General features: G+C 67.3%; 20 protein-coding genes. 7 read left to right on the forward strand and 13 right to left on the reverse strand.

The window, feature by feature from the left end:
* Positions 1-95: 95 nt before the first annotated feature.
* From ACSQ3O_RS02245 to ACSQ3O_RS02255, 3 genes are all read right to left on the reverse strand, one after another.
* Positions 96-1,232, reverse strand: a complete 1,137-nt coding sequence (locus tag ACSQ3O_RS02245) for a PilT/PilU family type 4a pilus ATPase (protein ID WP_137748862.1) — start codon at positions 1,230-1,232, stop codon at positions 96-98.
* Between the two features lie 76 nt (positions 1,233-1,308).
* Positions 1,309-1,944 (reverse strand): cyclic nucleotide-binding domain-containing protein, encoded by a 636-nt coding sequence (locus tag ACSQ3O_RS02250; RefSeq protein ID WP_137748861.1) that lies wholly within the window; start codon positions 1,942-1,944, stop codon positions 1,309-1,311.
* A gap of 60 nt (positions 1,945-2,004) precedes the next feature.
* Positions 2,005-3,048, reverse strand: a complete 1,044-nt coding sequence (locus ACSQ3O_RS02255; protein ID WP_137748860.1) for a type IV pilus twitching motility protein PilT — start codon at positions 3,046-3,048, stop codon at positions 2,005-2,007.
* 37 nt (positions 3,049-3,085) lie between these two features.
* Here ACSQ3O_RS02255 and ACSQ3O_RS02260 point away from each other — a divergent pair, with 37 nt between their 5' ends.
* Positions 3,086-3,805 (forward strand): YggS family pyridoxal phosphate-dependent enzyme, encoded by a 720-nt coding sequence (locus ACSQ3O_RS02260; RefSeq protein ID WP_436137699.1) that lies wholly within the window; start codon positions 3,086-3,088, stop codon positions 3,803-3,805.
* 6 nt (positions 3,806-3,811) lie between these two features.
* On the opposite strand, the gene ltaE is transcribed toward ACSQ3O_RS02260, so the two are convergent.
* The 3 genes from ltaE to ACSQ3O_RS02275 all read right to left on the reverse strand — a co-directional run bounded on the left by ltaE (position 3,812) and on the right by ACSQ3O_RS02275 (position 7,053).
* On the reverse strand, positions 3,812-4,882 hold the full coding sequence (gene ltaE, locus ACSQ3O_RS02265) for a low-specificity L-threonine aldolase (protein ID WP_436137700.1): 1,071 nt from the start codon (positions 4,880-4,882) through the stop codon (positions 3,812-3,814).
* A gap of 109 nt (positions 4,883-4,991) precedes the next feature.
* The gene (locus tag ACSQ3O_RS02270; protein WP_436137701.1) at positions 4,992-6,236 is read right to left on the reverse strand and encodes a branched-chain amino acid ABC transporter substrate-binding protein; all 1,245 of its coding nucleotides are present in this window, start codon (positions 6,234-6,236) and stop codon (positions 4,992-4,994) included.
* Between the two features lie 67 nt (positions 6,237-6,303).
* Positions 6,304-7,053, reverse strand: a complete 750-nt coding sequence (locus tag ACSQ3O_RS02275) for a TetR/AcrR family transcriptional regulator (RefSeq protein ID WP_137748856.1) — start codon at positions 7,051-7,053, stop codon at positions 6,304-6,306.
* A gap of 134 nt (positions 7,054-7,187) precedes the next feature.
* On the opposite strand from ACSQ3O_RS02275, the gene ACSQ3O_RS02280 reads away from it, so the two are divergent.
* The gene (locus ACSQ3O_RS02280; protein WP_436137702.1) at positions 7,188-8,798 is read left to right on the forward strand and encodes an AMP-binding protein; all 1,611 of its coding nucleotides are present in this window, start codon (positions 7,188-7,190) and stop codon (positions 8,796-8,798) included.
* Positions 8,799-8,885: 87 nt separating this feature from the next.
* Complete coding sequence (locus ACSQ3O_RS02285; RefSeq protein WP_436141058.1) at positions 8,886-12,158, forward strand: carboxyl transferase domain-containing protein; 3,273 nt, start codon at positions 8,886-8,888, stop codon at positions 12,156-12,158.
* Between the two features lie 51 nt (positions 12,159-12,209).
* On the opposite strand, the gene ACSQ3O_RS02290 is transcribed toward ACSQ3O_RS02285, so the two are convergent.
* Positions 12,210-12,620, reverse strand: a complete 411-nt coding sequence (locus ACSQ3O_RS02290; protein WP_436137703.1) for a hypothetical protein — start codon at positions 12,618-12,620, stop codon at positions 12,210-12,212.
* A gap of 133 nt (positions 12,621-12,753) precedes the next feature.
* On the opposite strand from ACSQ3O_RS02290, the gene ACSQ3O_RS02295 reads away from it, so the two are divergent.
* Positions 12,754-13,893, forward strand: a complete 1,140-nt coding sequence (locus ACSQ3O_RS02295; RefSeq protein WP_298457885.1) for an aminotransferase class V-fold PLP-dependent enzyme — start codon at positions 12,754-12,756, stop codon at positions 13,891-13,893.
* A gap of 33 nt (positions 13,894-13,926) precedes the next feature.
* Positions 13,927-15,222 (forward strand): DUF445 domain-containing protein, encoded by a 1,296-nt coding sequence (locus tag ACSQ3O_RS02300; protein WP_436137704.1) that lies wholly within the window; start codon positions 13,927-13,929, stop codon positions 15,220-15,222.
* Positions 15,223-15,277: 55 nt separating this feature from the next.
* On the opposite strand, the gene ACSQ3O_RS02305 is transcribed toward ACSQ3O_RS02300, so the two are convergent.
* The 5 genes from ACSQ3O_RS02305 to purU all read right to left on the reverse strand — a co-directional run bounded on the left by ACSQ3O_RS02305 (position 15,278) and on the right by purU (position 19,891).
* The gene (locus ACSQ3O_RS02305) at positions 15,278-16,003 is read right to left on the reverse strand and encodes an LrgB family protein (RefSeq protein ID WP_137748852.1); all 726 of its coding nucleotides are present in this window, start codon (positions 16,001-16,003) and stop codon (positions 15,278-15,280) included.
* Complete coding sequence (locus tag ACSQ3O_RS02310) at positions 15,987-16,346, reverse strand: CidA/LrgA family protein (protein WP_436137705.1); 360 nt, start codon at positions 16,344-16,346, stop codon at positions 15,987-15,989. The genes ACSQ3O_RS02305 and ACSQ3O_RS02310 overlap by 17 nt, the downstream gene beginning before the upstream one ends.
* A gap of 5 nt (positions 16,347-16,351) precedes the next feature.
* Positions 16,352-17,851 carry an FAD-linked oxidase C-terminal domain-containing protein gene (locus ACSQ3O_RS02315; protein WP_436137706.1) on the reverse strand — a complete coding sequence of 500 codons (1,500 nt, stop codon included), beginning with the start codon at positions 17,849-17,851 and terminating at the stop codon, positions 16,352-16,354.
* A 270-nt stretch (positions 17,852-18,121) separates the two neighbouring features.
* A complete protein-coding gene (locus ACSQ3O_RS02320) occupies positions 18,122-19,027 on the reverse strand; it encodes a LysR substrate-binding domain-containing protein (RefSeq protein ID WP_436137707.1) in 906 nt (301 codons plus the stop codon).
* A 12-nt stretch (positions 19,028-19,039) separates the two neighbouring features.
* Positions 19,040-19,891, reverse strand: coding sequence for a formyltetrahydrofolate deformylase (gene purU / locus ACSQ3O_RS02325; protein WP_137748848.1), 852 nt, complete (start codon positions 19,889-19,891; stop codon positions 19,040-19,042).
* Positions 19,892-19,952: 61 nt separating this feature from the next.
* On the opposite strand from purU, the gene ACSQ3O_RS02330 reads away from it, so the two are divergent.
* Positions 19,953-22,298, forward strand: a complete 2,346-nt coding sequence (locus ACSQ3O_RS02330; RefSeq protein ID WP_298453004.1) for a putative bifunctional diguanylate cyclase/phosphodiesterase — start codon at positions 19,953-19,955, stop codon at positions 22,296-22,298.
* A gap of 15 nt (positions 22,299-22,313) precedes the next feature.
* Here ACSQ3O_RS02330 and ACSQ3O_RS02335 read toward each other — a convergent pair whose 3' ends face one another.
* Positions 22,314-23,210, reverse strand: coding sequence for a ChaN family lipoprotein (locus tag ACSQ3O_RS02335; protein ID WP_436137708.1), 897 nt, complete (start codon positions 23,208-23,210; stop codon positions 22,314-22,316).
* Positions 23,211-23,307: 97 nt separating this feature from the next.
* On the opposite strand from ACSQ3O_RS02335, the gene ACSQ3O_RS02340 reads away from it, so the two are divergent.
* On the forward strand, positions 23,308-25,287 hold the full coding sequence (locus ACSQ3O_RS02340) for a type IV pili methyl-accepting chemotaxis transducer N-terminal domain-containing protein (protein ID WP_436137709.1): 1,980 nt from the start codon (positions 23,308-23,310) through the stop codon (positions 25,285-25,287).
* Positions 25,288-25,294: the final 7 nt, after the last annotated feature.

The following is a 25,294-nucleotide window of genomic DNA, read 5'->3' on the forward strand; positions in this document are numbered from 1 at the left end:
CGTGGATGTGTGAATGGATGCGTGGAAATGAAAACCCGCCCAAGAGGGCGGGCGAAGCAGGAGCGATCAATGGCCTGAACCCGGAACGGCCCCGGTCAAACAATCGCAAAGTGCTCGGTGCCCTGGGCCAGGTCGGGGGACTTGGCGCGCTGGCTGTTGAGCTTGATCTGCAGGCGCAGGTCGTTGAGCGAGTCAGCGTTGCGCAGCGCGTCTTCGTAGCTGATCACATTGGCCTCGTACAGGTCGAACAGCGCCTGGTCGAAGGTCTGCATGCCCAGGTTGCGGCTCTTCTTCATGATCTCCTTGATCTCGTGGACATCGCCCTTGAAGACCAGGTCCGAGATCAGGGGGGTGTTGAGCATGATCTCCACCGCAGCCGCGCGGCCCTTGCCATCCTGCTTGGGGATCAGGCGCTGAGACACCATGGCGCGCAGGTTGAGCGACAGGTCCATCAGCAATTGCGGGCGGCGCTCTTCAGGGAAGAAGTTGATGATCCGGTCGAGCGCCTGGTTGGCACTGTTGGCGTGCAGCGTGGCCAGGCACAGGTGGCCGGTTTCGGCAAACGCCACAGCGTGTTCCATGGTCTCGCGGTCGCGGATTTCGCCCATCAGGATCACGTCGGGCGCCTGGCGCAGGGTGTTCTTGAGGGCCGCTTCCCAGCTGTCGGTATCGAGGCCCACTTCGCGCTGCGTCACCACGCAATTCTTGTGGGGGTGCACGAATTCGACGGGGTCTTCCACCGTGATGATGTGGCCAAACGAATTTTCGTTGCGCCAGTCCACCATGGCGGCCAAAGTGGTCGATTTGCCCGAGCCCGTGGCACCCACCAGGATGCACAGGCCGCGCTTGGTCATCGTCACTTCCTTGAGCACCTGGGGCACGCCCAGGCCGTCAATGGTGGGCAGCGTGAGCGGAATCGTCCGCAGCACCATGCCGACCTTGCCCTGCTGGATGAAGGCGTTGACACGGAAGCGCCCGATGCCGGCGGGCGAGATGGCGAAGTTGCACTCCTTCGTGCGTTCGAAGTCCGCCACCTGCTTGTCGCTCATGATGGCGCGCGCCAGCGTGAGCGTGTGGGTGGGTGTGAGCGGCTGGGGCGACACCTTGGTCACCTTGCCATCGACCTTGATGGCCGGGGGAAACTCTGCCGTGATGAACAAGTCGCTGCCATTGCGACTCACCATCAGCTTGAGCAGGTCGTTGATGAATTTACTGGCCTGATCGCGTTCCATCAGAATTTCTCCCGGGGGTGGTCGTCGTCTGTCGGACGGTCATGGGTCTGGGTCTTGGGTTGCTGCATCACCTGCATCACTTCTGGTTGTCGCTCAGGCGCGCGCTCACCACCCGCAGGCGCAGCGACAGCTTGCGGGCCAGCAGCGCAATCAGGCTGGCCGCAAGCTGCGGGTCCTTGCTCATCATGTCGTCCATGGCCTCGGCCGAGAGCACGGCGATCTCGCAATCGGTGAGTGTGGTGCAGGCCGAAAAGCGGATGCCGCTGTCGAGCAGCGACATCTCGCCCAGGATGTCCCCGGGCCGGGTCTCGGCCAGGCGCAGCTGTTCGCCCCAGGGCTGCACGCGGTCCACCGCGATGGTGCCGGTGAGCAGCACCACCATGAAGTTGCCGTACTCGTCCTGGCGGATCACATCGCGGTTGGAGGGGATGGCGGCAAACTCGAAAAAGCGCTCCATGCGCTCCACGGCGTCCTTGTCCAGGTGCGCCATGTATTTGTCCTTGGCCCACAGGCCTTGCAGCAGCTTGCCGCCCCGGCTGGTGGGCAGGCGCTTGGCGCCCACCTCGACGGCCCGGGCCTCCCAAGGCACCAGCATCGAGTCGTCCACGCCCTGGCCCGCGAATGCGGTGGAGAACAGCACGGAATCCGTGTGGTCCTCGCCCGTCTTGCCACTGCGGGTTTTCATTTTCAGAAGGCTCAGAATGCCTTTCATACAGTGCTCCGGTATGCGGCCATTGGTGGGGCCGCAAGGTACATGGATGGTGGTCGTCGATCAGCCAGGGAAGTTTTCGGGGATCTTGGCCTTGGCGCGGGCTTCGGCGGGGCTGATGACGTTGCGCCGCACCAGGTCTGTGAGGTTCTGGTCCAGCGTCTGCATGCCCACGCTGTTGCTGGTCTGGATGGTGGAATACATCTGTGCCACCTTCGCTTCGCGGATCAGGTTGCGGATGGCGCTGGTGCCCAGCATGATCTCGTGCGCTGCCACGCGGCCCGAGCCGTCCTTGGTCTTGCACAGCGTCTGCGAGATCACGGCCTGCAGCGATTCGGACAACATCGCGCGGACCATTTCCTTTTCTTCGGCCGGGAACACGTCGATGATCCGGTCGATGGTCTTGGCCGCGCTCGACGTGTGCAGCGTGCCGAACACCAAGTGGCCCGTTTCGGCCGCCGTCATGGCCAGGCGGATGGTTTCCAGGTCGCGCATTTCACCCACCAGGATCGCGTCCGGGTCTTCACGCAGTGCGGACTTGAGCGCTGCCGCGAACGACAGCGTCATCGGGCCGACTTCGCGCTGGTTGATCAGGCACTTCTTGGACTCGTGCACGAATTCGATCGGGTCTTCCACCGTGAGGATGTGGCCGTACTCGGATTCGTTGAGGTAATTGACCATGGCAGCCAGCGTGGTGGACTTGCCCGAACCTGTGGGACCGGTCACCAGCACCAGGCCCCGTGGCTTGAGCGCCAGGTCGCCAAAGATCTTGGGGGCGTTGAGCTGCTCCAGCGTCAGGATCTTGCTCGGAATCGTCCGGAACACGGCGGCCGCGCCCCGGTTCTGGTTGAAGGCGTTGACGCGGAAACGGGCCAGGCCTTCGATCTCGAAAGAAAAGTCCACCTCCAGAAACTCTTCATAGGTCTTGCGCTGCGAGTCGCTCATGATGTCGTACACCATGGCGTGGACTGTCTTGTGGTCCAGCGCATCCACGTTGATGCGCCGCACGTCGCCGTGGACCCGGATCATGGGCGGCAGACCCGCGGAGAGGTGCAGGTCGGAGGCCTTGTTCTTGACGCTGAACGCGAGCAGTTGGGTAATGTCCACGGGGTCCCTCTATCGTTTGGTACGCTTGCCAAACATTATGACCACGATTGCTAACAACCTCCAACAGGTTCTGGGCAGGATGGCGCAGGCGTGCCAGGCCGCCCGGCGCGATCCGTCCAGCGTCGGCCTGCTGGCCGTTTCCAAGACCTTTGGCGCCGATGCCGTGCTGGAGGCGGTGGCCGCTGGCCATCGTGCCTTCGGCGAAAACTACATCCAGGAAGGCGTGGACAAGATCGCCGCCCTGCGGGCGGCCTTGCCCGATACAGCGCTGCAGTGGCACTGCATCGGTCCCATCCAGAGCAACAAGACGCGCCCCGTGGCCGAGCACTTCGACTGGGTGCATACGGTGGACCGCCTCAAGATTGCCGAGCGCCTCTCGGCCCAGCGCCCGGACCACCAGCCGCCGCTACATATATGTGTCCAGGTCAACATCGACGGCGGCCCCACCAAGTCGGGCGTGGCGCCCGCCGATGCGCTGGAGCTGGTGCGGGCTGTCGCAAAACTGCCACGCCTGGTAGTGCGGGGGCTCATGAGCATTCCAGACCATGCTCCTGAATTTGAAGCGCAACTGGCAATCCACGCGCGCGCAAAGGCACTTTTTGACCAGATTGTTTCGCTCCGGGAACCAGGCCTTGCGCAGTTCAACACCCTGTCCCTGGGCATGACGGCCGACCTGGAAGCTGCGATCCAGGCGGGCAGCACCCTGGTGCGTGTGGGCACTGGCGTGTTTGGTGGACGGACCTACCCCGCCGCTTGAGCGGGTTCAGCCCGGCAGTTGGAAGCGCGCCACGCAGTCCAGCGCTGCCGTCACATCCGCCTCGCTCACATCCAGGTGCGTCACCCAGCGCAGCCGGGTGGCGCCGCCATACAGGCTACTGGTCACGCGCACGCCGTTCTGCGCCAGCCAGGTGGTGAATGCGGGTGCCACCTCTGCATGCAGGTCGGTGAAGAGGATGTTGGTCTGCCAAGGCAGCACGGTGATCTTGCCCTGCAGCACGGGGTGGCTGCGGTTGGCTTCGGCGAGGCCTTGGGCCAGCCGGTCCAGGCGGGCGTGGTCTTCGGCCAGACGCCTCACATGGTGCTGCAGCGCATAGTGGCCGGCGGCCGCCAGCACACCCGCCTGCCGCATGCCACCGCCCAAAATCTTGCGGGTGCGACGGGCCTGTCGGATGAAGTCGCGCGAGCCCAGCACCAGCGAACCCACGGGCGCGCCCAGGCCCTTGCTCAGGCACAGCGATGCCGAGTCGAAATGGCTGCACAGGCTGCGCGCCTCGTCATACACGTCCGTACCATGGCGGGCCGCATTGGCCGTGGCGGCATTGAACAGCCGCGCGCCGTCCAGGTGCATCGTCAGCCCCCGGCTGCGCGCCAGTTGGGCCACCTCGGCGATGTAGGCAGGCGGCAGCACCTGGCCACCGGTCGTGTTCTCCAGCACCACCAGGCGGGTGCGGGCAAAGTGCGGGTCGTCGGGCTTGATGGCGGCGGCGATGTCGGCCAGGCGCAGGGTGCCGTCGGGCTGGGTCTCGACCGGCTGGGGCTGAATGGAGCCCAGCACAGCCATACCGCCCGCCTCCCAGCGGTAGGTGTGCCAGCTCTGGCCCACGATGGCTTCGTCGCCGCGCTGGCAGTGGCCCCACAGCGCGATCAGGTTGGTCTGCGTGCCCGAGGGGGCGAACAACGCCGCCTCAAAACCCAACAGCTCGGCCGCATGGTCCTGCAGTGCATTCACCGAAGGGTCGTCGGCAAACACATCGTCGCCCAGCGGGGCCTTGAACATGGCCTCGCGCATGGCGGGCGTGGGCTGGGTGACGGTGTCGCTGCGAAAGTCGGGCATGGGCGCGGTCCTTGTGGGTCGGGTCAATGAATGCAATGACCGGCCATGGTAGCGGCGGCCCGCAGTGGTCGCTGCCGTGGGGGTTACGGCGCGCTGGGGCGGAGTTGCATCAAGGCCGGGCCATCTTGCAGTCGGTGCCTTGCGCCAGTTCGTTGCCGGTGTAGGCCGCATCGGTGCGGAAGCCGTAGTTCGTACCTTCCCAGCCCACCTTCACCACCTTGCCGTCCACCGGTGCAATGGTGTTGACCACCTGCGGCAGCAGCAGCTGGTGGTCTTCGCCGCGCATGCGCACGGGGCCCACCACCGATTCCAGCGTCAGGTCTTCCAGCGCGCGTGCCACCTTCACCGGGTCGGTGGACTGGGCCTTGTTGACGGCCGCAGCCAGGAAGCGCGGCGTCATCTCGATGCGTGGCGCGAGGAAGTCCTTGCCCGTCTTGGCCTTGTAGGCCTTGGCCAGCGCATCCACCTTGGGGGTGTCGGCCTGGCCGGGGTGCCATTCGGCCACCCAGGTCAGCTGGCCTTGTTTGGCCTGCGACACCGCCAGCACCGTGCCCGGGATGGAGCCCGCGCTGTGGTTGAAGTAGCGCAGGTTGTAGCCCGCATCGCCCGCCGCCTTCAGCAGCAGCGTCATGTCCTGCCCCCAGTTGCCGCTGATGACCGAGTCGGCCTCGCTGCTCTTGACCTTGGCGAGGTAGGGCGCAAAGTCCTTCACGCGGCCGATGGGGTGCAGCGCCTCGCCCACAAACTGGATGTCGGGCCGCGCCAGGCCCACCATCTCGCGGCCATAGTGCGCCCATTGTTTGCCGTGGGCGTAGTCCTGGTTCAGCAGGTACACCTTCCTGATGTCTGGCTGCTTCTTGATGTAGTTGGCAATGGCCTTCATCTTCATGGCCGTGTTGGCCTCGAACTGGAAGTGCCAGAAGTTGCAGGCCTTGCCCGTCAGCTCGGGGTCGATGGAGGAGTGGTTCAGCACCAGGATCTCCTTGCCTGGGTTGCGCTGGTTGTGGCGCGCGGCCGCCTGTACCAGCGCCGTGACCACCGACGATCCCGATCCCCCGGTGATGATGGCCTTGGCCCCCTGGTCGATGGCCGCCTGCAGCGCGCTCTGGCTCTCTTGCGCCGAGAGCTTGCTGTCGAACTGCAGCAGCTGCAGCTTGGTGCCCTTGAGCACGCCGCCCTTGGCGTTGAGGTCCTCGATCGCGTACTGCGTATGCGTGAGCATCAACTCGCCCACGTTGGCAAACGGGCCGGACAGCGGGTCGATGTAGGCGACCTTGAAGGTCTCCTGCGCGCTGGCTGTGCTGGCGGCGCACAGGGCGGCGGCAGCGGTGAGGGTGCGGAAGGTGGGGCTCATGCTCGGATCTCCTCGATGGGTGGGATGGTGCAAAAAAGGGGGCAGGGCGCCGTCTCGCGGCGTAGGGTTAACCGCTGGCGGCAGGCTTGCGGCGCGCGCTGGCACGGCCTGCCGCCTTGGGCGCGGCGGGCCCGTCTGCTGCCTCACTCGGGGCACGCAGGCCCAGCACGCGCCAGGCCAGTTGAGACAGTTCGCGCACCACCTCGGCAGGTGACAGGCGCCCGTCGGGCCGGTACCAGTGGTAGAGAAAACCCGGCAGGCTGCAGGCGGCCAGGGCCGTGAGGCGGGTCTCCTTGAAGTCCAGCGTGCCCTCGCTGCGGGCCTCTTCCATCAGCGCGCACATGCGGTCGTAGAAGTGGCTGGCCAGCTTCTTCTGCATGGCCAGGTATTCGGGGCGGAAGACCTGCGGTTCGCGGTACGGAAAAAAGGCGGCCGGGTGGTGCTCGATGGTGGCGCGGATCAGCCGCTCCATGCCCTCGGCGACCTTGGTGTGCGCGGGGCGCAGGTCGTCCTCGGGGAAATCCATGGCCGTGAAGCAGGCCACAGACGGGCGCCAGCACAGCGTCTCGAAGATTTCCTGCTTGTTGTGGAAGTAGTAGTAGACGTAGGGCTTGGTCACACCCAACTGCTGGACGATCTGCTCCATGGTCGTGTTGGCGTAGCCCTGCCGGTCGAACAGTGCCTCGGCCGCCTGGAGGATGCGCTCGCGTTTCTCGTCCGTGCTGAGCGTGCTGGCCTTCTGGCGGCCGCGCGCCGTCACGGGCAGCGCGCCCTGTGTGGTGGGTGGGGTGTTTGATGTCGCTTTGGTTATACCCATGGGTAGCATTGTTCTACTGGTCGGTATATATTGGCAAGACGCTGGCAGGTGAGGGCGCCTATCGCAAACCCTTAGAACAGGTTCTGACGCCCCCGGGAACCAGCAATTCCAGACACCTTGGAGACAACAACACCATGCCTGCCACCGCAACGCCCCTGCCGCTGCACGAACACCTGCGCCGCCACGCGCGCGAAACGCCCGACCGCGTCGCCTACCTCTGGTACGGCCAGCCCCTCACCTGGGCGCAGCTCGACGCAGCCAGCGATGCCTTCGCCGCGCGCCTGCAGGCTCTGGGTGTGGCCAAGGGCGAGCCCGTGGCACTGTTCATGAATAACTGCCCGCAGTACGTGATGGCGCACTACGGCATCCAGAAGATCGGCGCCATCGTCTGCCCCTGCGGTCCGCTGAACAAGGAGCACGAGCTGGAATACCAGCTCACCGACCTGCAGGCGCGCGTGATCGTCGCGGCCGACGTGCTGCTGCCCGTGGTGGACAAGGTGCGCGCCAAGACAGCGCTGCAGCATGTGTTTGTGGTGCGCTATGCGGAGCTGCTGCCCGAGGGGGCGCCCAGTATCGACGTGCCCGCCGAGCTGCTGAACATGCGTACCGCCATGGGCCCGGTGCCTGCGGGCTGCGAAGACTTCCTGGCTGCCACCCGCACCGGCGCGCGGCCTGCGCCCGTGGCGCTGGCGATGGACGACGTCTCGCTGATGACCTACACCTCGGGCACCACCGGCCTGCCCAAGGGCGCGATGCTGAGCTACGGCAACGCCACCTTCAAGACCGCCGCGTCTGCCGACTGCAACGGCATGACGCCGCACGAAACGCTGCTGGCCGTGGCGCCGCTGTACCACATCGCCGGCATGGTGATGGGTGTGAACCTGCCCGTGTACACCGGCGCCACGGCCGTGCTGCTGTACCGATTTGACCCGCTGGGCGTGGCCCAGGCGCTGGAGCGCCACCGCGTGACCTGGTGGTACAGCATCGCGCCCATGAACGGCGCCTTGATGCAGGTGCCCGGCGTACGCGACATGGACTGGAGCGCGCTGCGCCGCAACCCGGTCACCAGCTTCGGCATCACCTTCACCGAGGCGCTGGCCCTGCAATGGCAGCAGTTCGCGCCCAATTGCATCTCGCACGAGGCGGCCTATGGCCTGTCCGAAACCCACACCGTGGACACCGCCATGCCAGTGGACGCCATCCGCTGGGGCACCCAGGGCAAGCCCGTGCCGGGCAACACGATCCGCATCGTGGACCCCGACACCGGCTCGCCGCTGGCCGCTGGCGAGGTGGGCGAGATCACCATCCACGGCCCCGGTAACTTCAAGGGCTACTGGAACAAGCCCGAGGCCACGGCCAAGACGCTGAAGGACGGCTGGGTCTACACCGGCGACATGGGCCAAATCGATGCGGACGGCTACCTCACCTTCATCGGCCGTTTCAAGGAAATGATCAAGGTCTCGGGCTACAGCGTATTCCCCGAAGAGGTCGAGACCCTGCTCATCAAACACCCCGCCGTGGCCCAGGCCGCCGTGATCGGCGTGCCCGATGCGGAAAAGGGCGAGGTGGTGCGCGCCTTCATCGTCAAGAAGCCGGGCCAGGAAGTGGACACCGCTGCGCTCGTGGCTTGGTGCCGGGACAACATGGCGCCCTACAAGGCCCCGCGCGAGGTGCGCTTTATCGATGCACTGCCCGCCACGGGCGCGGGCAAGGTGCTGCGCCGCCTGCTGCGTGATATTGCTTGATTGAATGAAAAATTGGCCGCTGGCGCTGGATGAATATGCGCTGGTGGCTATAAAAAATAGAGCGACTGCCCCATGCCATCTTCTGTTCTGTTCACCAAAGTGCTGGTTGCCAACCGGGGCGAAATCGCACTGCGCACCGTACGCGCCCTGCACGACCTGGGCATTGCCAGCGTGGCCGTGTATGCCGGCGACGACGCCACCAGCCCCCATGTGCGCGCTGCTGACAGTGCCGTGGCGCTGGGCGCCACCGGCCCGGCCGCCTACCTGGATGGTGCGCGCATCATCGCCATCGCGCAGGCCGAGGGGTGCGACGCCGTGCACCCCGGCTACGGCTTCCTGAGCGAGCGGGCCGACTTTGCCGAGGCCTGCGCACAAGCCAGCCTGTGCTTCATCGGCCCCACGCCGGACCAGCTGGCGCTGTTTGGCGACAAGGCCCGCGCCCGCGCGCTGGCGCTGCAGCAGGGTGTGCCCCTCATGCCCGGCACCCAGGCGGCCGTGTCGCTGGAAGAAGCGCAGGCCTTCTTTGCGCAGCAAGGCAGCGCAGGCATCGTGATCAAGGCCATTGGTGGTGGCGGCGGGCGTGGCATGCGTGCCGTGTTGTCGGCCGATGAACTGCCTGCTGCCTACGCCCGCTGCCGCAGCGAGGCGCAGGCCGCGTTTGGGGTGGACGGCGTGTACGTGGAGCGCCTGATGGGCAATGCACGCCACATCGAAGTGCAGGTGCTGGGCGACGGGCGCGAGGTGATTGCTCTGGGCGAGCGCGAATGCACGCTGCAGCGGCGCTTTCAGAAAGTGGTGGAGATCGCGCCCAGCCCCTCGCTGTCGGGCGCATTGCGCGAGCGCATCACCACTGCCGCGCTGTCCATGGCGCGTGCCGTGGACTACCAGGGCTTGGGCACCTTCGAGTTTTTGGTGGACCTGGCCAGCGCCGACCTGCCTTTTGTGTTCATCGAATGCAACCCGCGCCTACAGGTCGAGCACACCATCACCGAAGAGGTCACCGGTGTGGACCTGGTGCAGACGCAGATCGCGCTGGCGGCGGGCCGCAGGCTGCAGGACATCGGCCTCGACCCTGCCGCACCGCCCTCCGTGTTGGGCTATGCGATTCAGTGGCGCATCAACGCCGAAACGCTCGATGCGCAGGGCAACGCCACCCCCGGCAGCGGCACGCTCAGCCGCTTCGACCTGCCCACAGGCCCGGGCGTGCGTGTGGACACACACGGCGTGGCAGGTGCCGCGCCCTCGCCACACTACGACACGCTGCTGGCCAAGCTCATCGTGCATACGCGCAGCCCGCGTTTTGCCGACGCACTGCGCCGCTCGCAGCGCGCCCTGGCCGAGTGCCGCATCGACGGTGTGGCCACCAACCTCGCACTGCTGCAGGCGCTGGCCGCGCGGCCCGAGATGGACAACCAGCAGGTGCACACACGCTGGCTGGAGTCGGTGTTGCCTCAATTGCTGAATGCTATAAAAAATGTAGCTATTGAGGCATATACAGAGCGCGGAGAAGGCCAGAAAACCTTGGAATCTGCAACCCCACCACCCGCAGGCGCCGTGCTGGCACCCATGCCCGCGCGCCTGGTGCAGCTCAGCGTGGCCGAGGGCGATGTGGTGGCTGTGGGCGCCGAGCTGGCTGTGCTCGAAGCCATGAAGATGGAACACGTGCTGCTGGCCCCGCACGCGGGCCGCGTGGGTGCGCTGCTGGCCGTGGCCGGTGGCTACGTGGTGCAGGGCCAGCCACTGATGGTGCTGGAGGCAGTGGACGACGCGACCGATCTAGGCTTGCAGGACCACACGGCACATGACCCCGACCACATCCGCCCCGACCTGCAGCGCGTGATCGACCGCCACGCCTTCACGCTCGACGCCGCACGGCCCGAGGCCATCGCCAAGCGCCACGCGCAAGGCGGCCGCACGGCGCGCGAGAACATTGCCGACCTGTGCGACGACGGCAGCTTCATCGAATACGGCGCCCTGGCCATCGCCGCGCAGGCGCGCCGCCGCAGCAAGGAAGACCTGATCGCCAACACGCCCGCTGACGGCATGGTCACGGGCATTGGTGGCATCAACGGCGCGCTGTTTGGCGACGAGAAATCCCGCGCCGTGGTCATGTCCTACGACGCCACCGTGCTCGCAGGCACCCAGGGCGCTCGCAACCACGCCAAGACCGACCGCATGCTCGGCATTGCCCTGGCGCAGAAGTTGCCCGTGGTGCTGTTTGCCGAAGGCGGCGGTGGCCGCCCGGGCGACACCGACATGCCCATCGTGGCGGGGCTGCATGTGCACACCTTTGCCAGCTACGCCGCGCTGTCGGGCCAGGTGCCGGTCATCGGCATCGCTGCGGGGCGCTGCTTTGCGGGCAACGCGGCGCTGCTGGGCTGCAGCGACGTGATCATTGCCACACGCGCCAGCAACATCGGCATGGGCGGCCCGGCCATGATCGAAGGCGGTGGCCTGGGCGTGTTCAAGCCCGAACAGATCGGCCCGAGCCGCGTGCAGCATGCCAACGGCGTGATCGACGTGCTGGTCGATGACGAGGCTGGGGCGGTGCAGGCCGCGCGCCACTACCTGTCGTTCTTCCAGGGCCGCACATCGCAGTGGTCCGCGCCCGACCAGCGCCTACTGCGCGCCGTGGTCCCCGAGAACCGGCTGCGCGTGTACGACACCCGGACGGCGATGGCCGGCTTGGTGGACGAGGGCAGCTTGCTGCTGCTGCGCACCGGCTTTGGTGCGGGCATCCATACCGCACTGGCGCGCATCGAGGGCCGCCCCGTGGGCCTGCTGGCCAACAACCCGCAACACCTGGGCGGTGCCATCGACGCCGATGCGGCCGACAAGGGGGCGCGCTTCATGCAGCTGTGCAACGCGCACGGCCTGCCCATCGTGAGCCTGGTGGACACCCCCGGCTTCATGGTCGGCCCCGAGGTGGAGGCCACAGCCCAGGTGCGCCACGTGAGCCGCCTGTTCGTCACCGCCGCCAGCCTGCGCGTGCCCACCTTCAGCGTGGTGCTGCGCAAGGGCTACGGCTTGGGCGCCATGGGCATGACAGCCGGGGGCTTCCACGCACCCGTGTTCACCGTGGCGTGGCCTACGGGCGAGTTCGGCGCCATGGGGCTCGAAGGCGCCGTGCGCCTGGGCTTTCGCAAGGAGCTGGAGGCGCTGCCAGAAGGCGCGGAGCGCGATGCGCTGTTTGCCAAGCTGCTCGCCAAGTCGTACGCCAACGGGGAGGCAATGCACATGGCGGCCACGCTGGAGATCGACGCGGTGATCGACCCGGCCGACACGCGTGCCTGGCTGGCGCGGGGGCTGGCATCGGCCCAGGTGGCGCCGCTGGGGCACCGGTTTGTGGATACTTGGTAGGCAACGCCGCCGAGCACTCGCTCTGCTGCGCATCCACCAACGATCCTCTGCCTATCTCTTGACGCGCAAGAGTGAGGTGGCCGCCAACGCCATGGTGGATCCGACGCCCACATCAAAGGCCAGGCCGGAGGCCAGGGCCGCAGCGGCGAACGCCAGACCCAGGATGCGGGTCACGCCGTGGTGAGCCTTGCTGATCCGCAGAGCTGCCAAGGACACGGCAGCACACAGGATGATCAGCACGCCGATCATGGGGCTGTCTTGCAGCCTGTGAAATGTTGTTTTGGGCTTGAACGGGTTTGGCTCTCCAGCAATGGAAAGCGCCAGGGGCACGCAGCAGACCGCACAGATGATCAGCAGCGTGCCCGTGGGTGTGTTGATCCATGTCCAAACGGCTTTGAGTGCAACAAAAGACGCGTGGAAGCCCTCGCTGAGCGCTCTGGAGATTGGACGTCCGTTAGCCATCGGCGGAGTGTATTTCAGAAGGTTCCTCTGCGGTATGGATGGGCAAGGCGCCGCATGCCCAGTGCTCGGAGCGCTTCGATAAGCTTCATCCCAGTATGCTTGCGCTGCTGAACGAAATTAAGGAGAACACTTCATGCCCGGACTGCTGCCCGATATCGATCCCGATGGCCTGCTCGAATTTTCGGTGGTCTACACCGACCGCGCGCTCAACCACATGTCCAAGCGCTTTACCGGCGTGATGCAGGACATTCTGGGCACGCTCAAAGAGGTCTACCACGCCCACACCGCCGTGCTGGTGCCTGGCAGCGGCACCTTCGGCATGGAAGCCGTGGCGCGCCAGTTTGCCAACAAGGAAAAGGTGCTCATCGTGCGCAACGGCTGGTTCAGCTACCGCTGGAGCCAGATCTTCGATGCCGACACCGGCCTGGGCGGCGGCGCGGTGGTGTGCAAGGCGCGCCGCCAGGGCGATGGACCGCAGGCGCCCTGGGCCCCTTGCCCGGCCGACGAGGTGGCGGCCACCATCCGCGCCGAAAAACCTAAGGTGGTGTTCGCCCCGCATGTGGAGACGGCCAGCGGCATCATCCTCTCGGACGACTACATCCGCACGCTGACAGCGGCCGCCCATGAGGTGGGTGCGCTGTTCGTGCTCGACTGCATTGCCTCGGGCGCCATGTGGGTGGACATGCAGGCCACTGGCGTGGACGTGCTCATCAGTGCGCCGCAAAAGGGCTGGAGCGGCTCGCCCTGCTGCGCCATGGTGATGTTGAGCGAACGTGCGCGCCAGGCCATCGAGGGCACGACGAGCAGCAGCTTCTCGTGCGACCTCAAGAAGTGGATGCAGATTGCAGAGGGCTACGAAAAGGGCCAGCACGCCTACCACACCACCATGCCCACCGACGCACTGGTGCGCCTGTCCGAGGTGATGGCAGAGACGCGCGAATATGGCTTTGCCAAGGTGCGCGAGGAGCAGATCGAACTGGGCGCCAAGGTGCGCGCGCTGCTCGAATCGCGCGGCTTCCCCAGCGTGGCGGCCGAGGGCTGGAAGGCGCCTGGCGTGGTGGTGAGCTACACCACCGACCCGGGCATCCAGAATGGCAAGAAGTTCCTCGAAGTGGGCCTGCAGACCGCTGCGGGCGTGCCGCTGCAATGCGACGAAGGCCCGGACTTCAAGACCTTTCGCATCGGCCTGTTCGGCCTGGAGAAATGGCACAACGTGGACCGCAGCGTGGGCCATTTGTCGAAGGCGCTGGACCAGATTGCGGCGGCTGCCTGACGGGTTCCCGTCGCAGTCGGCGGGCCAACCCGGATGAACGCCGAAGCAGATAGTGCGACCCTCGCCCTGCGGCGCGCCAAGCGGCAGGCGCTGGGGTTGTTGTTGCTGGTGACGGCCGTGTTCATTAGCACCAGCGTGGTCGAGCGCGGCCTGTGGCTCAACAGCGTGAAAGCCATGGCCGAGGCCGCCATGGTGGGCGCGCTTGCCGACTGGTTTGCAGTAGTGGCGCTGTTCCGCCGCCCGCTGGGCCTACCCATTCCGCACACGGCGGTCATCGCGCGCAACCAGGCGCGCATCGGCCGCAACCTCGCCACCTTTGTGCGCGACAAATTTCTGGACGTGCCCTCGCTGGTGTCGCTGATCCGCAGGCACGACCCGGCCGAGCGACTGGCGCAGTGGCTCACTTCGCCAGGCAACGCCGCGCTGCTTGGGCACCAGGCCACGCGCCTGGCATCGGCTGCGCTGGAGACGGTGCAGGACGCGCAGGTGGAGCGTTTCATCCAGAAGGCCGCGCGTGCCTTGATCGGGCAGGTGGACATGTCGCGCGCCCTGGCGGCCGTCCTCGATACCCTCACTCACGACGGCCGCCACCAGGCGCTGCTCGACGATGTGCTGGCCAAGCTCATCGAGCTGCTGCAAAACGAGCAGACCCGCACCTGGGTCGCGCAGTCCATCGTGGCCTGGCTCAAGAAGGACCATCCGCGCACCGAGAAGTTGCTGCCCAGCGACTGGCTGGGCGACAAGGGCTCGGCCCTGCTGGCCCGCGCGCTGGAGAGCCTGATGGCCGATGTGGCCGCCAACCCGCAGCACGCCTTGCGGGCGCAGTTCGACGGGGCCGTGCAGCGCTTTATCGAGCGCCTGCGCCGCGACCCTGAATGGACGCGCAAGGGTGAGGAGATTCGCACCTGGCTGCAGACCGATGCCACCGTGGGCGGCTATGTGCAGACCTTGTGGCTGGACCTGCGTGGGGCGTTGCAACGCGATCTGGCTGACGCCGATTCGGTGCTGGCGCGGCAGGTGGGCAAACTGGGGTTGTGGCTGGGCGAGTCTTTGGCGGGGGATGCGGCGCTCAGGCAGTCATTCAATGACCGGCTGGAGCGGTGGGTGGAGGGGCTGGCGCCGGATGTGTCGGCGTTCATTGCGCAGCACATTGAGGATACGGTGCGGCGGTGGGATGCCGAGGAGATGACGCAGCTGATTGAGCTGAACATCGGCAAGGACCTGCAGTACATCCGCATCAATGGCACCGTGGTGGGCGGGCTCATCGGGCTGCTGCTGTTCGGCGTGTCGCACGTGGGAGCCATGGGGCGGGCTTTGTGGGGCGGGTGAGGGCCACTGAACGCTGCGTAGCGCGGGACGGGAGGCGATGCCCCCGCCACACCCCTTACAACAACCGGAACACGAGCGGCATCAGCACCGCGGCCAACACCACCTGCAGCCCCAGCGCCAGCCCTGCATACGCCCCGGCCTCTGCATGCACCTGCAGCGCATGTGCCGCCCCAATGCCGTGCGACGCCGTGCCCAGCGCAAAGCCTCGCAGCGCCATGCCTTGTGCGTCGGTGGGCAGGCGCATCAACCCAAACAACCAGCGTGCAGACAGCGCTCCCACCATGCCCGTCAGTGCCGCGAACACGGCGGCCAGGGCGGGCACGCCGCCAATCTGCGCGGCAATGCCCATCGCGACCGGGGCGGTGACGGATTTGGGGGCCAGCGACATCAGGACATCACCGGGCAGGCCCAGTGCGCAGCCCAGGCCGACGGCGCTGGCAGCCGCCGCGCTGCCACCCGCCAGCGAGGCCAGCACCAGCCGGCCCCACCGCGAGCGCAGGGCCGCACGGCGCTGCCACAGGGGCCAACCCAGCGCCACCACCGCAGGACCGAGCAAGAAGTGGATGAACTGCGCGCCTGCAAAGTACGTGGGGTAGGCCGTGCCCGTGGCCAGCATCACACTGGCCAGAATGGCCACCGACACCATCACCGGATTGGCCCAGGGTGCGTGGCCGGAGCGCACCGACAGTGCCTGTGCCAGCACATACACCGCCAGCGTGGCCGTCAGCCCGAACAGTGGGGCCGAGGCCAGGTACACCCACAGCTCAACGAAGTTCGCCATGGTCCTCCTTGGGCTGTAGAAGACCCAACACCTGCGCCGTCACCGCCATGCCAATCCAGGTGGACAGTACGATCACCGCCACCAGCTGCAGGCCATAGGTACTCAGCAACGCCAAGTGGGTCATCACCCCCACGCCCACCGGCACAAACAGCAGCGACAGGTGCTGGAGCAAGAAGCCCGCCGCTGGGGCCACGGCATCCTGCACCGGCGGCCAGCGCAGCGCGAGCAAGAGCAGCACCATGCCGACGACCGGCCCCGGGACCGGGAGCTTTAAAAAGTGAGACAGTGCCTCGCCCCCCGACTGCATGAGCAGAAGAAAGGCCAGCCCTTGCAACGCCTTCATGGCGGTCAGAAACGCGGCAGGTCGGGGTGCTTGATCTGCCCCCCCCGCACCAGCATCTTCCCGTATTCCGCACACCGGTTCAGCGTCGGAATCACCTTGCCCGGGTTCAACAACCCCGCCGGGTCAAACGCGTGCTTGAGCCCGAACATCTGTGCGTTCTCTGCCGCAGAGAATTGCACGCACATGCTGTTGAGCTTCTCCACGCCCACGCCATGTTCGCCCGTCACGGTGCCGCCCATGGCCACGCTGGTCTCCAGGATGTCGGCGCCAAATAGCTCGCAGCGGTGCAGCTGGTCGGCGTCGTTCGCATCGAACAGGATCAGCGGGTGCAGGTTGCCGTCGCCCGCGTGGAACACGTTGGCGCAGCGCAGCTGGTATTTCTTTTCCATCTCCTGGATGGCGAGCAGGATGTCGGCCAGGCGCTTGCGCGGGATGGTGGAGTCCATGCACATGTAGTCGGGGCTGATGCGGCCGCTGGCGGGGAAGGCGTTCTTGCGGCCGCTCCAGAAGCGCAGGCGCTCGGCCTCGTCGCGGCTCACGCTGATGGCGGTGGCGCCTGCGGCGCGCAGCACCTCGCTCATGCGGCCGATTTCTTCTTCCACCTCTTCGGGGGTGCCGTCGCTTTCGCACAGCAGGATGGCTTCGGCCGTGAGGTCGTAACCTGCGTGCACAAAGTCTTCCACGGCGGCGGTCATGGGCTTGTCCATCATCTCCAGCCCGGCGGGGATGATGCCTGCCGCGATGACGGCGGCCACTGCGTCGCCCGCTTTGCGCACGTCGTCAAAGCTGGCCATGATGCAGCGCGCTAGCTGGGGCTTGGGGATGAGCTTGACCGTCACTTCGGTGGTCACGGCCAGCATGCCCTCGCTGCCGATCACAGCGGCCAGCAGGTCGTAGCCGGGGGCGTCCAGCGCCTCGCTGCCGAATTCGACGGGCTCGCCTTCCACTGTGAAGCCCTTCACCTTGAGCACGTTGTGCACGGTGAGGCCGTATTTCAGGCAGTGCACGCCGCCGGAGTTCTCGGCCACGTTGCCGCCGATGGTGCAGGCGATCTGGCTGCTGGGGTCGGGGGCGTAGTAGAGGTTGTAGGGTGCCGCCGCCTCGCTGATGGCGAGGTTGCGCACGCCGCACTGCACGACGGCCGTGCGGCTTTCGGGGTTGATGTCGAGGATGCGGTTGAACTTGGCCAGTGAGAGCGTCACGCCCAGGGCGTGGGGCATGGCGCCGCCCGACAGGCCTGTGCCCGCACCGCGCGCCACCACGGGCACCTGCAGCTGGTGGCACACGCGCAGCACGGCCTGCACTTCTTCATACGTCTCGGGCAGGCACACCACCAGCGGGCGCTGGCGGTAGGCGGTGAGCCCGTCACATTCATACGGCGTAGTGTCTTCGCTGTGCCAGAGCAGGGCGTGTGCAGGCACGGCGCGGCTCAGGGCCTGGACCACTTCGGCCTGGCGTGCGGCTCGTTCGGACAGGGCGGCGGTGGGGGCGGCGGCAGTGTTCATGGCTGCCACTGTAGGGGATGGCTGGGGGCCTGAGCTTGAGCTTTTCTGCAGGGGATTGTGAAAAACACCTGGATGCTCATCAATTGATAGCTGCTGGCGCTTGTGGGACAGGCGCTGGAGGCGAATTTTGCCTGCACCTGGTGGAGGAGGGCGCGGCTTGGGCGAGGGCCGCCGAGCAAGGGCCGCCCCGCAGCGAGGGCTGCGTCCCCCTTCCCGGCGCAGCCGAGAGAAGGGGGAAGGCGCCAAAGGCGGCTCAGGGGGATGCCTCTGCTACGCCATGGTCTTGCGCAGCCACTCGGCAAACGCGGCGCATTCCCACCGGTCCATGGTGCCGGTGCGCCAGCACAGGTAGTGGGCGTGGGGGCTGGGGGCGTCGTGGGCAAACAGGCGCACCAGGGTGCCGTTCTCCAGCCAGGGGGCGCCGAGCTTCAGGCGCACCAGGGCCACGCCCATGCCAGCGGCGGCGGCATCGCACATCAGGCCGATGTCGTTGAACTGCGAGCCCTCGCTGGGTTCGGCCCAGTCCAGGCCGGTGGGGGCAAACCAGGTGCGCCAGGGCTCCAGCGGGCTGCGCAAGAGCTGCACCCCTTCCAGGTCCTCGGGGCGGTCAAACGGGCCGTGCTCGCGCACGAAGGCGGGTGAGGCCAGCGGCGTGACCACGTCGCGCGCCAGCTCCACATGCTCCACATCGGCATAGTGGCCGGGGCCAAAGCGCACCATCAGATCGGCGTCTTCGGCCACCACATCCAGCAGAGGGATGGACACCTGCAGCGCCAGGTCGATCTCGGGATACGCCTCGGTGAACTGGCGCAGGCGCGGGATGAGGATGGTGCGCGCAAACGTGGGCGTCACGGCCAGCTTGAGCCGCCGCCGCCCGGGCGCGACGGCCTGGCCCGGAAAGCGCTGCAGCGCGGTGAGCCCCTCGCGCACCTGGGCCAGGTAGGCGCTGCCCTCGGTGGTGAGCGAAAAATCCGCCCGGCCAAACAGCTGTGCGCCCAGGATCTGCTCCAGCTGCTTGACCCGGTGGCTCACGGCGCTGGGCGTCACACACAGCTCGTCGGCTGTCTGCGTCACGCTGCGCAGTCGGGCCAGGGCCTCAAACGTCAGCAGGCACTGGATGGGCGGAATGCGCCGGGCGGCGCTGCTGAGGAAGGAGGACGGGGCTGCCGTGGCCATGGGAAAGCTTGGCTAGCGGAAGATGACCGTCTTGTGTCCGTTCAGGATCACGCGATGCTCGCTGTGCCACTTCACGGCGCGGGCCAGCACCTGGCTTTCGGTGTCACGGCCTCGGGCGGTGAGGTCTTCCACCGTGTCGGTGTGGTCCGCGCGGGCCACGTCCTGCTCGATGATGGGGCCTTCGTCCAGATCGGCCGTCACATAGTGGGCGGTGGCGCCGATCAGCTTCACGCCCCGGTCATGGGCCTGGTAGTAGGGCTTGGCGCCCTTGAAGCTTGGCAGGAAGCTGTGGTGGATGTTGATCGCCCGTCCGGCCAACTTTTGACATAGGTCAAGAGAAAGTATCTGCATGTAACGCGCCAGCACCACCAGTTCGGCCCCTTCGGCCTCGATAATCTCGAACTGCTTGGCCTCGGCCTGGGCCTTGGTCGTGCCGGTGAGCGGGATGTGGTGGAACGGCACGTTGTAGCTGGCCGCGAGCTGGTAGAAGTCGCGGTGGTTGCTGATGATGGCGCGGATGTCGATGGGCAGCAGGCCACTTTTCCAGCGGAACAGCAGGTCGTTGAGGCAATGGCCCTCTTTGCTGACCATGAGTACGGTTTTCATGGGCGCGGCCGTGGCGTGCAGCGTCCAGCGCATCTGGTGGGGCTCGGCAAAGGCCGTCAGGCGCGCCTTGAGGGTGGCGTGGTCATGCTGGTCGCAGGCAAACTGCACCCGCATGAAGAACAGGCCGGTGGCGTGGTCGTTGTACTGCGCGGCTTCTTCGATGTTGCCGCCGTGTTCCAGCAGAAAGCCGGACACAGCGTGCACCAGCCCCAGGCGGTCGGGGCAGGACAGGGTAAGGATGTAGGCGTTGGTCGTCATAGCTGTGTGATTGTCGCAGCAAGGGCCCGGCGCCGTGGAACCGTGTGACACGAGGAGTTCAATGGGCGAAGAGGGGCATGCCCCACCACTGGTCCCCTGGCGGGGCATGCTGCTGTACCTGGTGCTGGGTGTGGCCTGGGTGTTCGTGGGCGATGCGCTGCTGGCCCATTGGGTCACCGACCCCGACCTGCTGACCCGTTTCCAGACCTGGAAGGGCTGGGGCTATGTGGCGCTGACCAGTGGCCTCACCTGGTGGCTGCTGCGGCGCATGCGCCGTGCCGAAAAAGTGCGCATGGCCATGGCGCGCGAGCTGACACAGATCGTGCGCCACGCCCCCGCCGGCATTGCGCGTGTGGCGCCGGACGGGCAGTTTCTGTGGGCCAACCACCGCCTGAGCGACATGCTGGGGGGCACGCTGGCGCAGGTGCTCACCCTCAACTTCCGCGACGTGATGATTGCCCAGGACCGCGACTGGGCCGTGCGCCAGCTGGAGCGCCTGATGGCGGGCGAGATCGACCACTACGTGGGCGAACGCCAGTGCCAGCGCCTGGACGATGGCCGCACCGTGCCCGTGTTGTGCACCGTGACCCTGGTGCCGGTGGAAAGCGACGAGCCCGCCCACCTGGTGTGTGTGGTGCAGGACCTGGACGAGATCAAGGCCGCGCGCGCCGCGCTGCAGCGCAGCGAGGCCCGCCAGCGGCTGGCCGCCACCGTGGTGGACAACACCATGGAGGGCGTGGTGGTGACCGATGCCCACAGCCGCATCCTGTCGGTCAATGCTGCCTTCACGCGGCTGCTGGGCTACACCGAGGACGAGCTGCTGGGCAAGACCCCGCGCGTCTTCAAGTCGGGCCGCCACGACCAGGCTTTTTACGAGGCCATGTGGGCGGCGCTGCTCGACACCGGCCACTGGCAGGGCGAGATCTGGAACCGCCGCAAGAACGGCGAGATATTCCCCGAACACATGTCCCTGTCGGCCGTGCGCGACCCGGCGGGCGAGATCACGCACTACGTGTGCATGTTCACCGACATCTCCGAAGAAAAAGCCCAGCAGCGGCGCCTGGAGTTCCTGGCCCACAACGACGCGCTCACCGGCCTGTCCAACCGCACCTGGTTCGGGCACCAGCTGGAGCTGGCCGTGCAGGAGGCGCGCGCCAGCGGCGAGAACATCGCCGTGCTGCTGCTCAACCTGGACCGCTTCAAGGACGTGAACGACAGCTATGGCCACACCATCGGCGACGAAGTGCTCAAGCACATTGCGCGGCAGGTGCAGTCGGCCCTGCGCCCGGGCGATGTGCTGGGCCGCATGGCGGGCGATGAGCTGGCCGTGGTGGCGCGCAACCTGCGCCATGCCGACGGCGCGGCCGCCATGGCCCGCCACCTGATCCGGGCCGTGGCCGAGCCCTGGCGCTCGCCCGACGGGCTGGAGGTGGTGGCCGGGGTGAGCGTGGGCATCTGCATGTTCCCCGACCATGCCCACACCACCGAGCTGCTGCTGCAGGGCGCCCACGCGGCCGTGTACGGCGCCAAGGCGCGGGGGCGGGGCGCTTGGTGCTTCTTCCACGAGGCCATGACCCAGGCCGCGCGCGAGCGGCTAGAGCTGGAGTCGCGCCTGCGGCTGGCGCTGATGCAGGGCCATCTGCAGATGTACTACCAGCCGCAGGTGGACATTGCCACTGGCCGCATCCTGGGCGCCGAGGCGCTGGTGCGCTGGAACGACCCGCAAGAGGGGCTGATCTCGCCCGCGCGTTTCATCCCCGTGGCCGAGACTTCGGGCGTGATCGGCCCGCTGGGCGAGTGGGTGCTGCGCGAGGTCTGCCGCCAGGGCCAGGAGTGGCGCGATGCGGGCCTGCCCGAACTGATGCTGGCCGTGAACGTGTCGCCGCGCCAGTTCCACCTCACCGACCTGGCGGGCTGCACGTCGGGGGCGCTGGCGGACTCGGGCTTTCCGGCCCGGCTGCTGGAGCTGGAGATCACCGAAAGTGCGCTGGCCGAGCGCACCGAGGAGGCCCGCCAGGTGCTGGTGCGCCTGCGCGAGCTGGGGGTGCGCATCGCAGTGGATGATTTCGGCACGGGCTACTCGTCGCTGGCGCAGCTCAAGCGCTTTCCCATAGACGTGCTGAAGATCGACCAGGGCTTCATCCGCGACATCCCCCAAAGCGAGGACGATATGGCCATCAGCGCCGCCATCATCGCCATGGGGCACAGCATGGGCCTGTCGGTGCTGGCCGAGGGGGTGGAGACCCCGGGCCAGCTGGCCTTCTTGCGCGAGCGCGGTTGCGACACCTACCAGGGCTACCTGTGCAGCCGCCCGCTGCCCGCCGAAGGTTTTGCCGCGCTGCTGCGGGCGCAGCCGCCGCTGCCCACGCCACCCGCGCTGCCAACGCCTGCGCCTGCCGTGCCGTAGGCTTTGAACAGACGCTCAGCGCTGGCCGCGTGGCGCCGCGCGCCACTGCTCGCGCAGCTCGGCGCAGGCATCGCGGGGCGGCAGGGCCGGGGTGTCAATCACCGCGTCGGCATCGGCCGGGGCGATGGCGCCCGTGCCTGCGGCTTGTGGCGCTTCTGTTTTGATAGCTAATTGGGCTTTCTGGACGCGCGCAAGAGCCACTTTTGACTTCAAATTTTCAGGCCAGTGCGTGGGCACGCCCAGGCTGCGCAGCACATGGCCGCCCCCGGCCACCAGCAGCACGGTCTGGCCGGGGCGCAGCGCCTGCTGGGCGGTGCGGGCCATGCTCGCATCGCGGGCGATCTGGATGCGTGCCATCGGCGCGAGCTGTGATTCGGGCAGCAGGCCGCAGTGGCCGTCACGCAGGGCGGTGATCTGGCGCGCCAATGCGGCGGGGGGCAGGTGCCGGTCCCAGGCGGGCTCCTGCATGGCGGCGCGCATCTGGGCGCGGGGCAGGTTGCCGCCCAGCACGGGCACCCCCGCCGCCACCGCGGCCATCACCACCGGGCCATAGGCCTTCCAGGGCCAAGCGGCGTCGTTCCACTGCAGGGCGGCTTGGGCCTGGGCTTCGGTCGCGCCCTGCGGCAGAGACTGGGTGCTGTGCCCGCTCTCGGCCATCTCCAGCACCAGGGCTGCCAGCTGGCCGCGTGCCGCCAGCCACATCACGGCCTCGCGCTGCAGGCGCTGGTGGTCGGGAGCGTCGTGCTGCTCGCCCAGCAGCAGCACATCGGCGGGCAGCAGGCTGTGCAGGCGTTCGGGCCAGGGGGCCGCCTGCCCGGCGCTGGGTGGGGCGACTGGTGACAGGGGGCCTGCGCAGCCCGCCAGCACCAGCAGGGCGCAGCCCAGGGCCATGGGCAGGGTCCGGGCGCGCATAAAGCAATGGATGGGTCTTTGCATCCCGCGATGCTACGCGGCGCGGACTTGACGCAAGTCAAGAAATTCCGCACCCTCCCTGCCTACACTGCGCCCCATGCGGTCCAAGCCCACGCTCACCACCAAGCTCCTGGCCCTGGGCGCGGGCTTTTTGCTGGTGGCGCTGGCGTCTATCAGCCTCACGCTGTGGGTGACCTGGAAGCTCGAGGGCGGCGCCGCCGCCGTCAACGAGGCGGGCCGCCTGCGCATGAACATGCTGCGCATGGTGCTGGTGCTGCAGACCGAGCCCGCCGAGGCGGTGCTGGAACGCGCCCGCCTGTTCGACGCCAGCCTGGAGCTGCTGCGCACGGGCGACCCCTCGCGCCCGCTCTTCGTGCCCTGGAGCGAAGAGACCCGCACCCGCTTTGAATCCATCCGCACCCAGTGGGCGCAAGCGCGCAGTGGCTGGGTGGCTCCGCAAACGCCCGACCGTGCGCAAACGCTGGCCGAGGCCGATGCCTTTGTGCAGCAGGTGGATGGTTTCGTGGACGCCATCGAGATCCAGATCGCCGGCTGGACCGCCGCGCTGCACCTGTTCCAGCTGTTCATGATGGCGCTGGCCATCGTGGCGGCCGTGACCTTCATGGCCGTGAGTTACCTGCTCGTCATCAACCCCGTGGCACGCCTGCAGCAGGCCCAGGCCCGGCTGCGCCAGGGCGAGCTGGGCACGCGCCTGCCGGTGGATACCGACGACGAGTTTGGCCAGCTCTCAGCGGGCTTCAACCTGATGGCGCACGCGCTGCAGACCTCGCACGACGAGCTGGAGCACAAGGTGCGCGAGAAGACAACCAGCATTGCGGTGCAGAACCAGCGCCTGGCCGCGTTGTACGAGGTGAGCGCTCTGGCCAGCACGGCGGGCAGCCTGGAGCTGCTGGCCCAGGGTTTTGTGCAGCAGATCCGCCGCGTGGCAGGGGCCGACGCCGCCGCCGTGCGCTGGTCCAACGAGGCCAACGAGCGTTATGTGCTGCTGGCGGGTGACGGGCTGCCCGAGGCCATGGCCGAGGGCGAACATTGCCTGCACACCGGCAGCTGCCTGTGTGGCCAGCCACAGGCGCAGGCGCGCACCCGGGTCATCCCCATCACGCCGTCCACCGCCGTGGCTTTGCCACATTGCCGCGACGCGGGGTTCGAGACCATGGTCACCATCCCCGTGCAGATGCAGCAGCGCCTGCTGGGCGAGGTGAACCTGTTCTTCCGCACGCCGGTCGAGATGACCGACGAGGTGCGCGAGCTGCTCGAAGCCCTGACGCGCCACCTGGCCAGCGCCATGGAGGGCCTACGCGCCACCGCGCTGGAGCGCGAGGCCGCCGTGGCCGAAGAGCGCAGCCTGCTCGCGCGCGAGCTGCACGATTCCATTGCCCAGTCGCTGGCCTTCCTCAAGATCCAGACCCAGCTGCTGCGCGACGCGGTGGCGCGCGGCGACGAGACCAAGCGCGACCGCAGCATCAGCGAGCTGGATGTGGGGGTGCGCGAGTGTTATGCCGACGTGCGCGAGCTGCTGGTGCATTTCCGCACCCGCACCAGCGAGGAAGACATCGAATCCGCCTTGCGCGCCACGCTGTCCAAGTTCGAGCACCAGACCGGCATCGTCACCACGCTGGGCATGGTGGGCCATGGCCTGCCACTGGCGCAGGACGTGCAGATCCAGGTGCTGCACATGGTGCAGGAAGCGCTGTCGAATGTGCGCAAGCACGCCGCCGCAACGCGCGTGGGCCTGCTCGTGCACCGCCATCCCCGCTGGCGCTTCGAGGTGCAGGACAACGGCCAGGGCTTTGACATCGCGGCCGTGCCGCCCGACTCGCTGCATGTGGGCCTGGGCATCATGCGCGAGCGCGCCCACCGCGTGGGCGCCGTGCTGCAGGTCGATTCCACCCCGGGCCAGGGCACACGCGTGTGCATCGAGCTGCCCACCGGCGCTGCAGCCCCTGCGGCCGAGCCGCCACCGATGCCACCTGCCGCCTGGATGCCACAGGCCTCGGCCCCGCAGGCCTCTCCCCCGCCGCTGGTAGCCGCTGAGGTGGCTACGCCCGCCGCCTGAAACTTTC

Source organism: Acidovorax sp. LjRoot74 (assembly GCF_964254355.1).
In the GTDB taxonomy this organism is placed as follows: domain Bacteria; phylum Pseudomonadota; class Gammaproteobacteria; order Burkholderiales; family Burkholderiaceae_C; genus Acidovorax.